Here is a 12,921-nt window from a genome sequence, read left to right on the forward strand (position 1 = left end):
AAGCCATGTCGACCTTTACCTTTGAAACCACGCCACGGGTGATCTGCGAAGTCGATGGCGCCTTGCGCCTCGGCGCACTGTGCCGCGAACTCGGTGCTGAACGCGTGCTGCTGGTCAGCGACCCGGGTCTGCAACGCGCCGGCCTGCTGGAGGCGCCGATGCAGGCGCTGCGCGACGCCGGGGTTGAAGTGACCCTGTACAGCGACGTCCAGGCCGACCCGCCTGAAGCCTCGGTGCTCGACGCCGTAGCGGCGGGGCGCAACTGCGGTGCCCAGGCGGTGATTGGCCTGGGCGGCGGCAGTTCGCTGGACACCGCCAAGCTGGTGGCGCTGCTCTGCGGTCATGAGCAGGTACTGACCGACATCTACGGCATCAACCTGGCCAAGGGCCCGCGCCTGCCGCTGATTCAGGTGCCGACCACGGCCGGCACCGGCTCGGAAGTCACCGCCGTGGCCATCGTCACCACCCCCAGCCACGAGAAGAAAGGCGTGGTCAGCGCCTTGCTCTACCCGGACATCGCCTTGCTCGATGCCCGCCTGACGGTTGGCCTGCCGGCGGCGGTCAGCGCCATGACCGGCGTCGACGCCATGGTTCACGCCATCGAGGCCTACACCAGCAAACACAAGAAAAACGTGCTGTCCGACGGCCTGGCCTTGCAGGCCCTGCGCCTGTTGGGCGGCAACCTTGATCGGGTGCTGGCCGAGCCGGGCGACCTGCAGGCGCGCTCTGACATGCTGCTCGGCTCGATGCTCGCCGGCATGGCGTTCGCCAACGCGCCGGTGGCGGCGGTGCATGCGCTGGCCTATCCGCTGGGCGGGCACTTCCATGTGCCTCACGGCCTGAGCAATGCGCTGGTGCTGGTGCCGGTGCTGAACTTCAACCGCAGCGCTGCGGAGCCGCTGTACGCCGAACTGGCCGCGACCGTGCTGCCCGGCCAGCGTTTCGACACGCCGGCGCAGGCCTGCGAAGCGTTTATCGGCTTCATGACCGCGCTGGTGGAACGCATGCCGTTCGCCCAGCGCCTGGCGGAGGTGGGCGTGACCGAGGCGGACCTCGACCGCCTCAGCGAAGACGCCATGAAAGTCGAGCGCCTGCTGATCAACAACCCGCGTCCGGTCAGCCGGGAAGATGCCCGCGCCATCTACGCCTCGGTGCTGTGAGGAAATCGCCATGAACCACGAATTCAGAAGTGTTCCGCGTATCGTCTGCGAGGCGGGTGCCTTGCAGGGCATCGGCCAGGTCTTCGCTGGCCTCGCGGCCCGTCGCGTGCTGCTGGTGTGCGACCCCGGCATCGTCAAGCTTGGCTTCGCCGATCAGGCCCGCACCGCGCTGGAAGCGGCGGGCTGCACCGTCGCGGTGTTCGACCAGGTGGTGGCCGACCCGCCGGCTGCGGTGGTCGAACAGGCCGTCAGCCAGGGCCGCGCCTTCGAGGCCGACGGCGTGCTTGGCCTTGGCGGCGGCAGCTCGCTGGACGCAGCCAAGCTGGTGGCGTTGCTGATCAACAGTGACCAGCCATTGGCCGACCTCTACGGCACCGACAAAGCGCGCGGCCAGCGCCTGCCGCTGGTGCTGATGCCGACCACGGCGGGGACCGGCTCGGAAGTGACCTGGGTGTCGGTGATCACCGATGCCCAGCAGCGCAAACAGGCGGTGTACTCGGCGCAACTGATGCCCGACGTTGCCGTGCTCGACCCGCAACTGACCCTCGGCCTGCCGGCCCAGGTCACTGCGGCGACGGGGCTCGATGCCATGGTCCACGCCATCGAGGCCTATACCAGCCGCACCCGCAAGAACCCCATTTCCGACGGCCTGGCCACCACCGCGCTGCGCCTGCTCGGCGGCAACCTGCGCAAAGTGCTGGCCGACGGCAGCGACGTCGCGGCGCGGGAAGCGATGTTGCAGGGGTCACTGATGGCCGGCATGGCCTTCGTCAACGCTTCGGTGGCGGCGATCCACGGGTTGGCCTATCCGCTGGGGGCGCGGTTCCACATCCCCCATGGGCATGCCAATGCGCTGGTGATGGCGCCGATGATCCGCTTCAACCTGAGCGCGGCGCAGCGGCTGTATGCCGAGTTGGCGGAGCATCTGTTGCCGGGTGAAGTGTTTGCCGGCGAGACGGAAGCGGCGGAGGCGTTCGTCCGGGCGATCGAGGATCTGGTGCGCGATAGCGGGCTGGAGACGAGGTTGTCGAAACTGGGGATCGATGAAGCCTCGATCCGGGGCATGGCGCAGGATGTGGTCGGTGGGTTGAAGCGGTTGATCGACAGCAATCCGCGGGATATGACGGTGGAGGAGGTCGAAGCGATCTATCGCGGGATCTACTAAAGCGTCTCAGGCTGGCACAAAACCCTGTGGGAGTTAGCTCTCACAGGGTATGCGTCATCTGGCATCAATGGGTCTGGTTCAGCTCGGCCCGAACCTGCTCCAGCAACTTGCCGAGCATGTTCTTCCCTGTGCCGTCGCCTCCATCCGCCCAGTACCGGTCGTTTTTGGTGTGTTCCACCAGTTCCGCATCGCCGGTACCCAGCAGCGTTTCACGCAGGTCGGCATGCTGGGTGAACTTGGCGCGCAGGGCTTCCAGCATCACCGGATCGCGGGCCTGATCCCAATCGCTGCGGAACGAACGATGCCGCTCGCGGCCGATCTGTGCGGCGAGGAAAGGCGTCTTTGCCTCGCGCACGGCATCGATATCGACCTGCTCGGTGAACTTGCAGGCCTGGAAATAATGTTCCGTTGTTGGCCAGAGGATGTCGTCGAGGGTGATGGGGTGCCGGGAGAAATTCGAGAAGCAACCGTAGGGCTTGTCGGTTTCGTAGAAGAGGATCTGCATGTCGGTCCTTGCGTCATGGCGGGAGGGGCCGAGGATAGCAGCGCGGCATTCTCTGCAAAACCCGATTTCAGAGCATCGGCTGCGGAAAGCAGGGTAAACGCTTTCGGCACCTGTGTCTGATCTGCCACAGCAAAAACCGAAGCTGAGCAACTACGGTGGGTGAATGGACTGGCGCAATCGCTGCGGTTCGGCGCCCGACAAACCCGTTCCCGCAGGCTGGATGTCCGGCCTCGATTGTGAGACCGGTCACCACCTTGTGTGAGTCATCAGCTCACTCAGAAGGTATACGCAACCCCCGCCTGCACTGTCCGCGGAGCACCCGGATAGGCGTAGGTGTTGAACGCACCCTCGTCATACCCCTTGTTGAAGACGTTCTTCACATCCAGGTTCAGCCGCACGTGCTCGTTGACCTTATAGAAGCTCAACAGGTCCACCACGCTGTAGCGTTCCATGGTGTAGGTCACGGCTTCGGTCTGGCCGTTGCGGTCGCCGACGTATTTCACTCCCACACCCAGGCCCAGGCCCTTGGCGACGCCGTCCTGGAATTCGTAGGTGTTGAGCAGGCTGAAGCTGTTGCGCGGGATGTTGGCCAGGCGGGTACCGGTCGGCAGGCGGTTGTCCTTGGTCACTTCGGCATCGACGTAGGCGTAGCCACCGATCACGCGCCACTCGGGGGTGAGGTTGCCGGCGATGTTGAGGTCCAGGCCGCGGCTGCGTACCTCGCCTGCGGCGATGCTGTAGTTCGGGTCGGTCGGGTCGCGGGTCAGCACGTTTTCCTTGACGATGTGGTAGATCGCGCCGTCGACGCTGAGCTGGCGGTCCAGCGCTTCCCACTTCATCCCCAGTTCATAGGATTTGCCTTTCTCCGGCTCGAAGCCGTCGCCTTGCAGGCTGGCGCCGCTGTTGGGCTTGAACGAGCGCGCGGTGTTGGCGTAGACCGCGAGGCTGTCGGTGAGGTCGTAGATCAGGCCGAAGCGCGGCGTCACCGCGTTCTCCGCAGCTTCCCAACCCTTGGTGCCCGGCAGGTAGTTGTCGTAGTGGTGCTCGAAGCGTTCGATGCGCACACCCGCCAGCGCCTTGAGACGCTCGGTCAGGGCCACCTGATCCTGCAGGAAGTAGGCCCAGGTCTTGAGGTTTTCCTGGTCGTGGGTGGTGGTGCGGGTCAGGGCCGGGCGCGGCTGGCCCAGCACCGGGTTGTAGATATCGATCGGGTAAGTGCCGGCGGCGGTCGCCGAACGCAGGATGATCGACTGGTAGTCGTAGTCTTCGTACTCCACGCCGGTCAGCAAGGTGTGGGCGAAGCCGCCGGTGTCGAAGTGGCCGGTGAGGTTCAGTTGGTAGTCGCGGTCGGTCCAGTCCAGCTTGCGCCAGTTGAAGTTGCGCTGCAGGGTGCGGCCGTCCGCCGGCGCGCCGTTGGCTTCGACAGCGTTGCCTTGCAAGGTGCCGTCCAGCCACTGGAAGCCGCCGCCGAGGGTCCAGTTGTCGTTCAGGGCGTGTTCGAAACGCAACTGGGCCATGTCGTTGTCGTTGTGCAGCAGGTTGTCGCTGCCTTTTTCCCAGATGTTGGTGTCACGCGAGGCGCTGCCGGTCTGGGTGGTGTAGCGGGTCAGGCCGCGGTCCAGCGGGTGGTTGTTCCGCATGAAGTCGCCTTCGAAGATGATCTTCGTGGCGTCGTTGACCTGCCAGCTGAGCACCGGCGCGACTTCGTAGCGCTCGCTCTCGACATCGTCACGGAAACTGTCGCCGCCTTCGCCGAGGATGTTCAGGCGATAGGCGAGGCTGCCGTCCTGGTTCAGCGGGCCGGTGGCATCGAGAGTGGCGCGGTGCATGCCCTGGTCATCGAACTGGCTGCCGAGGGTGACTCGGGTTTCCGGCAGCGGCTGCTTGCTGACCACGTTGAAGGTGCCGCCAGGGTCGCCACGGCCGTACAGGCTGGTGGCCGGGCCGCGAATCACTTCCAGGCGCTCGACGCTGTTGGCGTCCGGGGCGTTAGGGTAGCCGCGGTTCATCGGGAAGCCGTTGCGGTAGTACTCGCCGGTGGTGAAGCCGCGCACCGTCACGGTGGTCAGCCCCTGGCCGCCGAAGTTGTTGGCCCGGCCCACGCCGCCGGCGTAGTCGAGGGCGTCCTGCAGGCGGGTGGACGCGGTGTCTTCCAGCACATCCCGCGGCACCACGCTGATCGATTGCGGGGTTTCGTGTAGCGCCGTGTCGGTGCGCGTCGCGCTGGCGGAACGGGTGGCTTTGTAGCCTTGCACCGGACCGTCGGCGCGCTCGTAGTCGGCGGCGTCGGCGTTGATGTTCACCGCGTCGAGCTGGACGTTGCCGGTGGCGTTTTCGGGGGACTGGGCAGCCAAAGCCAGCGAAGGAATGGCGTGGAGCAGGCACAGCGAGACGATCGTGCGACGCATCGAGTTTGAAATCCTGGCGGGAGGTTGTAGGACAACGAGAAAGGCGGGCGATAGTATCTGCGTGTAATTCGCATTTGCAAATACTTTTTAAACTGATGGTATGCCAGGAAACTTGATGGATCAGACAGAAAAATGTCTTGGAATAGAGGGTCTTACGCGGTTCTAGCGTAGAGATGCCAGGCCGGATTGCCGGCCTGGCGGGAGGCTTTTTGGCTTAGTTGCTTACAGCGGGCGCCATCGAACGGGCTACGTCAGCCGAGCGCTTTTCGTTCAGTTCGCGGATCGCCTTGATCGGCTTGTTCAGTTGGTCCAGCAGCGCGCTCATCACGCTCAGCGTGTCCACTTCTTCTGTGCTGCGGTGCTGCTTGAGCAGGTCTTCGATGCGTGCGGCAATCACCGGTTCCCAGCGGTCACTTTCTTCGAGCAGGGCGTGCAAGGTATTCAGGCCGCGTTGCGCGCTCGAGGTAATGGCTTCAACTTCCGCGGCGCCGGGTGCGAAGACGGCGACTTCGGCCTCGATTTCATCGTCGAAATCGACGTCCTCTTCGGCCTCCTCCAGTTGACCGATCGCCTGGTCTACCTGACGCTCGGCGATATGTTCGACCAATTCCCGGGCTTCTTCGCTGAGGAAGCGCAGCGTGCCGAAATGGGTGTTGCGGCCTGGCGACTGCGGAAGCAGAAAACGCACGGACTCGCCTTCGCCGAGCACCCGGTCACTCCAGTCCTTCAACGTTTGCCAGGACGTGATCCGCGGGTAGTTGATCTTCTTGGCCAGCCGCTGGACCACCTCGTCGCTCAGTGAGGAGGGCTCGACCAGCACGCCATATTTACGGTGTAGCGTGGCGGCGATATCAACGTTCGTAGTCATTGCTCAAGACTCTCCAGTCCTTGGTTTTGGACAATGATATCAAGGTGATGCCTCTTCGGCTGCCTCGGGAATTTTGAGCGGCGGTGCACGAGGCTGAAGCGGGCCGCCCGGAGTGAAGCACCTTCAGGGTGAAGTGCACTTAAAAGTTGCACAAAAAGAAACTAACTTTCCCTTGGGGAAATACTAAAAAGACCGTCTTCCCGCCGAAATTTCAAATAAAAGTCTTTTAAATCATCTGCTTGAATCTTGATGAAAGCTGCGCGAAGAACTTGGCAGGCCAATTGCCTTGTCCATGGGGCAACTCAACAGCCACGTGGAAGGATGCTCTTCCCGAGGCACCCGAATGCCGACCCGTCATCCAAGCACGGGGTGCAGGCATCCCCATCGATTGGAGGCAGTGGGCAATGATCCGGTTTTCACCTGTGGTCCGCGGTACCTTGGGCCTTTCCATGATGTTGAGCGCGACTGCGGCCCTGGCCGAGGAAGCGCCGCCCGCGATCAACAGTGGCGACACCGCCTTCGTGGCGTTGTGCTCGCTGGTGGTGCTGTTGATGATGCTGCCGGGCCTGGCGCTGTTCTATGGCGGCATGGCGCGGAGCAAGAACGTGCTGTCGATCATGATGCAGGTGTTCTGCACCTCGTCACTGATGGCGGTGCTGTTCGCCGTCTATGGCTACAGCCTGACCTTCGCCGACGGCGGTTCGCTGCAAGCGGTGATCGGCGGCCTCGACAAGCTGTTCATGAGCGGTGTGACCAAGGACACGGTGGTCGGCACCATCCCCGAATACCTCTACTTCCTGTTCATGCTGCTGTTCGCCGCGATCACCCCGGCGATCATCGTCGGCGCTTTCGCCGAGCGCATGAAGTTCAGCGCGGTGCTGGTGTTCATGGCGATCTGGCTGAGCATCAACTACATCCCCATGGCGCACATGGCCTGGGGTGGCGGCTGGGTGTTCAACCTGGGTGTACAGGATTTTGCCGGCGGCAACGTGGTGCACCTCAACGTCGGTATCGCCGCGCTGGTCGGGGCCTGGATGTTGGGGCGTCGACGCGGTTTCGGCACCTCGGCGCTGGCGCCGCACAACATGACCATGACCTTCACCGGCGGCTGCATGCTGTGGGTTGGCTGGCTGGGGTTCTGCGGCGGTTGCGCGCTGGCGGCCAACGGCTTCGCGATGCTGGTGATGGTCAACACCATGCTCGCCAGTTGCGCCGGGGCACTGGGCTGGATCCTCGTCGAGTGGCAGCACCGCGGCCGGCCGAGCCTGTTCGGCGCGATCTCCGGCGCCATCGCCGGGCTGGTGGCGATCACCCCGGCGTGCGGTTACGTCGGGCCCATGGGCGCGATTCTGCTGGGCCTGATCGCAGGTCCGGTGTGCGTCTGGTCGGTGGACAAACTCAAGCCGATGATCGGCCTGGACGACGCCTTCGATGTGTTCGGCGTGCATGGCGTGGCCGGCATTCTGGGTGGCCTGCTGACTCCGGTGTTTGCCCTGACGGCGATTGGCGGCCAGGGCTTCGCCGAAGGGCGCGGCCTGATGGAACAGTTGTCGATCAACGCCGGCGCGATCCTGTTCAGCATCAGCGTTTCGGCGGTCACCAGCTGGATCGCCTTCAAAGTGGCGGCGACGCTGTGCGGTGGCCTGAGGGTTGATGAAGAGGCCGAGGTCGATGGCCTGGACCTCTCCGCCCATGGTGAGGTGGGCTACAAATACTCGAATTGAGAGCTGCAAAACCCCGCGCCGACGCCTTGCGTCGGCGTTTTCATTGGGATCGAGGGAGTTGTGCGATGGGCGGGTTGAATGGATGGGGCTACCTGATTTTCGCGGGCGTGTGCGAGGTGTTCTACGCCTCGATCATCCCCCGCACCGAAGGCTTTACCCGGCTGTGGCCGAGCCTGTACTGCGGGTTCTTCCTAGCGCTGAGCATCTACCTGCTGAGCCTCTCGGTGCGCGAATTGCCGCTGGGCCTGGCGTATGCGGTATGGGTGGGGATCGGCACGCTGGGGACGGTGGTGTATGGCAGCCTGTTCCTGGGGGAATCGCTGGGGGTGTTGAAGGGGTTGTGCTTGTTGATGATTGTTGGCGGGATTGTCGGGTTGAAGCTGGTGGGGGAAGGGCAGGCTGTTTGAACGATGCTCTGCGGGGCTTGGCGGCGATTGGATCTTGGGCGACCCAGCCTGTTTCCAGCGTCGATGGATGATCTGATCCCGGATGCTCGAGATGCTGGCCTGAGAGGTTCTTTTCGGGGTGCTTGGACATCGCTACAAGCAATCAGCCTTGACGGACTGATTGCTTGATTTGGGTTTTCACACGGTCTGCACAAGGTTCAAAACGCGATCTCGTACGCTACGATCACCCGGTTCTCATCCACACCGTCCTGGACACTCGAGCGCGCGGTAGCGTTGCGCCAGCGCAGGCTCAGGTTCTTCAGCGTGCCGCTCTGGATGACATAGGTGAGGTCGGTGGTGCGCTCCCATTCCCGGCCATCTTCGTCCCGCGCCCGCAATCGCGCGGCTTTGCCTGTGGCGACATGACCGGGATTGACGCCATCGCCTTTCACATAGCGCAGAGTGAAGGTCAGGCCTGGCACGCCGAGGCTAGCGAAGTTGTAGTCGTAGCGGGCATGCCAGGCACGTTCGTCCTGCAGGGCGAAGGTGTAGGCCTGCTGCTCGCTGAACAGGTAAGTGTCGCTGCCGCCGACATAGGCATAGGCGGTGTTTCCCGCCAGTTTCTGGTAACCGCCACTGAGCCGATGCCCGCCAAACTGGTAGCCGAGGTTGCTGCTCAGGGCGCGGTTGTCCACCTCACCGATGCGCCTTGCGCCGGTGTCCCGCGCGCTGAAGTAGCGGACCTCGCTGAATGCCTTGCCTGGCCCCAGCGGCAGGGCGTACTTCACGCCGAAGAAGGTGCGTCGGTAGAAGTCCTCCAGTTCGCTGGCATGGGCACTGAGGGTGAGGTCGGCGAACGGCTGGTAATCGACCCCGCCATAGCGGTAGCCGTCGCTGCGTGCCGAGGCCGACCAGGCGCCGAGCTGGCCCATGGTGGTGAGGTCTTCGGCGTCGGTGGAGTCACGTTGCCTGACCTTGTCGACCCGACCGGCATGCACGGTGAAGTCCCCCAGGTCCCGGGAGATCAGTTGCCCGCCACTGAAATACTGCGGTAGCAGACGGCTGGTGTTGGAGGCTAGCAGCGGCAACTGCGGATTGAGGCCGCCATAGAGCAGATCGGTCTTGCCGATGCGCAGCTTGGCGGTCAGCAGCAGCTTCGAGTAGGCGTCCTCTGCCTGGTTGTCCGAATCCCGTTGCAAAAGGCCGGTGCCCGAGCGGCCGGGGCCGGAGTCCAGCTTCAAGCCAAGCATGGCCACCGCATCCAGGCCCAGGCCAACGGTGCCGGCGGTGAAGCCCGACTGCCAGTTGAGCAAGAAGCCCTGGGCCCATTCCTCACGCTTCGACTGGTTGGGAAAGCCGTCACGAAAGTCGCGACTGAAGTAGTAGTTCTTGAGTTCCAGACGGCCCTTGCCGTCGTCGATGAAGTCTGCCGAAGCGTACTGGGCGAACAGGCCGAGGCCCAAGCCAGCGCCCACGACGAGGCGCAACCGGTAGGTGGTGGTTGTCATTGTTGTTACCTGTCGGGAGGTGATGGAACTCGCCGCGAAGAGCCCGCGGCGAAGCCAAGCTCAGTCCTTGGCCGGGTCTTTGACGTACAGCGCGATCAGCACGACGCTGGCGAGGATCAGCGGCACGATAGACAGCATGCCCATGTAGCTGACGCCAGTGAGGTCATTGACGAAGCCCACCATCGCCGGCGAGACGATGCCGCTCAACTGCCCGAGGGAGTTGATCGCCGCAGTGCCGGTGGCGATACCCAGTCCGGAGAAGGTGGACTGCGGGATGGTCCAGAACACCGGGATGGCGATGAAGGTGCCGGCGGTGGCCAGAACCAGCGCAAGCATCAGGGCAATGGAGTTGTCGGAGAAGCTGCAGGCCAGGATATAGCCCAGCGCCGAGGCTACCATGCACCAAAGCAGGTAGCGCTTGCGCTCGCCGGTGCGGTCGGAGTGGCGGGTGACGATCAGCATGCCGATGCAGGCGACGATATAGGGCGAAGAACTGAGCAGGCCCACCAGCAGCAGGTCTTTCACTCCGGACATCTGGATCAGGTTGGGCATCCAGAAATTCAGACCGTAGGCGGCGCTCTTTACGACGAAGTAGATCATCGCAAACACCGCCACCTCACGGGTGAACAGCACCCGCCAGAGCGAGCCGTGTGCACCCTTGGCGCTGCCGCGATCGTTTTCCAGGTTGGCCTTGAGCTGGTGCTTTTCTTCCGGCGTCAGCCATTTCGCCGAGTCGATGTCCTTGTCCAGCTTCCACAGCACCGCCGCGCCCAGCAGCACACAGGGCAGGCCCGAGAGCAGAAACAGCCAGTGCCAGCCGGCAAGCCCCAGCAAGCCGTTCATCTTGCCCAGAATTAGCCCCGCAACGGGCGAGCCAATGGCACCGGCCAGCGGCACGGCGAGAAACCACAGGCCGTTGATCCGTGCCAGGTAGCGCTTGGGAAACCAGCACGCCAGGTAGAACAGGATCGCCGGGCCGAAACCGGCTTCCATCACGCCGATCAGGAAACGCAGGAAGTACAGGGTGTACTGGGTATAGGCGAACACCAGCGCGGCAGTGGCCAGGCCCCAGGAAATCATGATGCGGCAGATCCACGCCGGCGCCCCGTACTTCTTCAGGCCCCAACTGCTGGGCACTTCGAACAACACATAGCCGATGAAGAACATGCTCGCGGCCAGGCCGTAGGCGGCGTCGCTCAGGCCCAGTTCGGCCTGCATCTGGGTTTTGGCGAAGCTGATGTTGATGCGGTCGAAATAGGAAAACAGGAAGCAGATGATCGCCAGCGGCATGATGCGCCACGCCACCCGGCGGTACAGCAGCAGTTCATTCATTTGCCCAGATGCACGGGGAATTTCCAGCGTCGTCGAGGACGTGGTCATGGTGTTCTCCATTTCTTGTAATTGTCGGAGAGTGGCCGCCAGTGTGCGGCGGTTGGGTCATTTTCCGGGTTCGGTGGTCAGCCGATGCGCACCAGGGTGCGCTTGTGGATCTGTGCGCGGGTCACGTAGTCCCGGGCGTTTTCCTGAAAGGCCTTGATCGCCCCGTCGGTGAGTTCGCGTACCACCTTGGCCGGCGCGCCGAGGATCAGCGAGTTGTCTGGAAACACCTTGCCCTCGGTGACCACGGCGCCTGCGCCCACCACCGAGTTGTGGCCGATGACCGCGCCATTGAGGATCACCGCCTGGATGCCGATCAGGCTGCCGTCGCCGATGCTGCAACCGTGCAGCATCACTTGGTGCCCGAGGGTGACGTCGTTGCCCACCCGCAGCGGAAAACCTGGGTCGCTGTGCAGTACCGCGCCTTCCTGGACGTTACTGCCGGCGCCGATCTCGATCTGCTCGTTGTCGCCGCGCAGCACCGCTTGGGGCCAGACACTGCTGCCTTCGCCCAGGACCACTTTACCGATTACCGTCGCGTCTTCGGCCACGTAGACGCTGTCGTGCAGTTCCGGCCGGTGGCCGTCGTATTCGTAGATTGCCATGTCGATTGTCTCTTGGTCTGGTCAAGGTTCGCTGCGCAACACGCCGGCATCGCTCAAGCGGGCGATGTCGCTGTCGCTGTAGCCCAGGTCGCGCATGACCTGTCGGGTGTTCTCGCCGATGCGGGCAATGGCCCGGCGCGGCACCAGCCGTTCGCCGTCGAGGGAGAAGGGCAGTAGCGGCATGCGTGTGTGGCTGCCGTCTTCAAGTTGCAGGTCGGCCAGGCCGCCGCTGTGCAGCAGGTGCTCGTCGTCGAACAGTTCCTCGGGCTTGCGGATCGGCGCGAAGGGTATGCCGTGGGCTTCCAGTTGTGGCGCCAGGGTCTGGGCATCGACGGTGACGAAGATTTCCGCCAAGTGCGACAACAGGCGCGGGCGCTGCAGGACCCGGTCGTTGTTACTGGCCAAGGTCGGGTCGTTCATCAGTTCTTGCTGGCCCAGCAGGGTACAGAGGGTGCGCCACTGGCCGTCGCCGGTGGCGGCAACGAACATCTGCTCGCCGCCGGCGAACGTGAACACGTCGTAGATGGCCCAGGCGCTGATGCGGTTTGGCATTGGCGCCGCTGCTTCGCCGGTGACCACGTACTGTTGCATGTGCTGGGCGGCCAGCAACACGCAGTTCTCGTACAGCGCGCTCTGCACCTCGCGGCCCTGGCCGGTAGCCCGACGCTGGAACAGCGCGGCGAGCACGCCGATGGCGCCGAACATGCCGCCCATGATGTCGTTGACTGAACTGCCGGCACGCAGGGGGCGACCCACCGGACCGGTCATGTACGCCAGGCCTGCCATCATCTGCACCACCTCGTCGAGGGCCAGGCGCTGGTCGTAGGGACCGGCGAGAAAGCCTTTGTGGGTGGCGTAGATCAGTTGCGGGTTGCGCTGCTTGAGGGCCTCGTAGCCGAAACCGAGGGCGTCCATGCGACCGGGCTTGAAGTTTTCGATGAACACGTCGGCGCTGTCCAGCAGCTTGAGGACCGCGTCGCGGCCCTCGGCGCTCTCGACGTCTACGGCGATGCTCTGCTTGTTGCGGTTGAAGGTGCGGAAGAACCCGGCGCCGGCACCGAGCAGGCGCCGGGTGCCGTCGCCCTTGAGCGGTTCGACCTTGATCACCTCGGCCCCAAGGTCGGCAAGGATCATCCCGCAGGTGGGGCCCATGACCATATGGGACATTTCCACGACGCGCACACCGTCGAGTGGCAACTGTTGCATGGCGGATCT

General features: G+C 63.7%; 11 protein-coding genes. 4 read left to right on the forward strand and 7 right to left on the reverse strand.

What is annotated here, in order from left to right; genetic code table 11:
- The first annotated feature begins 5 nt into the window (after positions 1-5).
- Both HWV67_RS04185 and HWV67_RS04190 read left to right on the forward strand, forming a co-directional pair.
- Positions 6-1,160: an iron-containing alcohol dehydrogenase gene (locus HWV67_RS04185; RefSeq protein WP_175650056.1), complete on the forward strand. Its 1,155-nt coding sequence runs from the start codon at positions 6-8 to the stop codon at positions 1,158-1,160.
- A 10-nt stretch (positions 1,161-1,170) separates the two neighbouring features.
- Positions 1,171-2,325, forward strand: coding sequence for an iron-containing alcohol dehydrogenase (locus HWV67_RS04190; RefSeq protein ID WP_175650057.1), 1,155 nt, complete (start codon positions 1,171-1,173; stop codon positions 2,323-2,325).
- A gap of 64 nt (positions 2,326-2,389) precedes the next feature.
- Here the strand turns inward: HWV67_RS04190 and HWV67_RS04195 are convergent, their stop codons facing one another.
- From HWV67_RS04195 to HWV67_RS04205, 3 genes are all read right to left on the reverse strand, one after another.
- Positions 2,390-2,830 carry an NADAR family protein gene (locus HWV67_RS04195; protein ID WP_175650058.1) on the reverse strand — a complete coding sequence of 147 codons (441 nt, stop codon included), beginning with the start codon at positions 2,828-2,830 and terminating at the stop codon, positions 2,390-2,392.
- 275 nt (positions 2,831-3,105) lie between these two features.
- Positions 3,106-5,238, reverse strand: a complete 2,133-nt coding sequence (locus tag HWV67_RS04200; RefSeq protein ID WP_175650059.1) for a TonB-dependent siderophore receptor — start codon at positions 5,236-5,238, stop codon at positions 3,106-3,108.
- Positions 5,239-5,452: 214 nt separating this feature from the next.
- The gene (locus HWV67_RS04205; RefSeq protein ID WP_175650060.1) at positions 5,453-6,106 is read right to left on the reverse strand and encodes a hypothetical protein; all 654 of its coding nucleotides are present in this window, start codon (positions 6,104-6,106) and stop codon (positions 5,453-5,455) included.
- A gap of 404 nt (positions 6,107-6,510) precedes the next feature.
- On the opposite strand from HWV67_RS04205, the gene HWV67_RS04210 reads away from it, so the two are divergent.
- Complete coding sequence (locus tag HWV67_RS04210) at positions 6,511-7,830, forward strand: ammonium transporter (protein ID WP_175650061.1); 1,320 nt, start codon at positions 6,511-6,513, stop codon at positions 7,828-7,830.
- A 65-nt stretch (positions 7,831-7,895) separates the two neighbouring features.
- A complete protein-coding gene (locus HWV67_RS04215; RefSeq protein ID WP_095155141.1) occupies positions 7,896-8,237 on the forward strand; it encodes a DMT family transporter in 342 nt (113 codons plus the stop codon).
- A gap of 197 nt (positions 8,238-8,434) precedes the next feature.
- Here the strand turns inward: HWV67_RS04215 and HWV67_RS04220 are convergent, their stop codons facing one another.
- The 4 genes from HWV67_RS04220 to HWV67_RS04235 form a co-directional block, all read right to left on the reverse strand.
- Positions 8,435-9,724 (reverse strand): OprD family porin, encoded by a 1,290-nt coding sequence (locus tag HWV67_RS04220; protein ID WP_175650062.1) that lies wholly within the window; start codon positions 9,722-9,724, stop codon positions 8,435-8,437.
- 60 nt (positions 9,725-9,784) lie between these two features.
- The gene (locus HWV67_RS04225) at positions 9,785-11,104 is read right to left on the reverse strand and encodes an MFS transporter (protein WP_175650063.1); all 1,320 of its coding nucleotides are present in this window, start codon (positions 11,102-11,104) and stop codon (positions 9,785-9,787) included.
- 77 nt (positions 11,105-11,181) lie between these two features.
- Positions 11,182-11,706: a gamma carbonic anhydrase family protein gene (locus HWV67_RS04230; RefSeq protein WP_175650064.1), complete on the reverse strand. Its 525-nt coding sequence runs from the start codon at positions 11,704-11,706 to the stop codon at positions 11,182-11,184.
- Between the two features lie 21 nt (positions 11,707-11,727).
- On the reverse strand, positions 11,728-12,912 hold the full coding sequence (locus HWV67_RS04235) for a CaiB/BaiF CoA transferase family protein (RefSeq protein ID WP_175650065.1): 1,185 nt from the start codon (positions 12,910-12,912) through the stop codon (positions 11,728-11,730).
- Positions 12,913-12,921: the final 9 nt, after the last annotated feature.

This window comes from Pseudomonas sp. Marseille-P9899, assembly GCF_903166565.1.
In the GTDB taxonomy this organism is placed as follows: domain Bacteria; phylum Pseudomonadota; class Gammaproteobacteria; order Pseudomonadales; family Pseudomonadaceae; genus Aquipseudomonas; species Aquipseudomonas huaxiensis.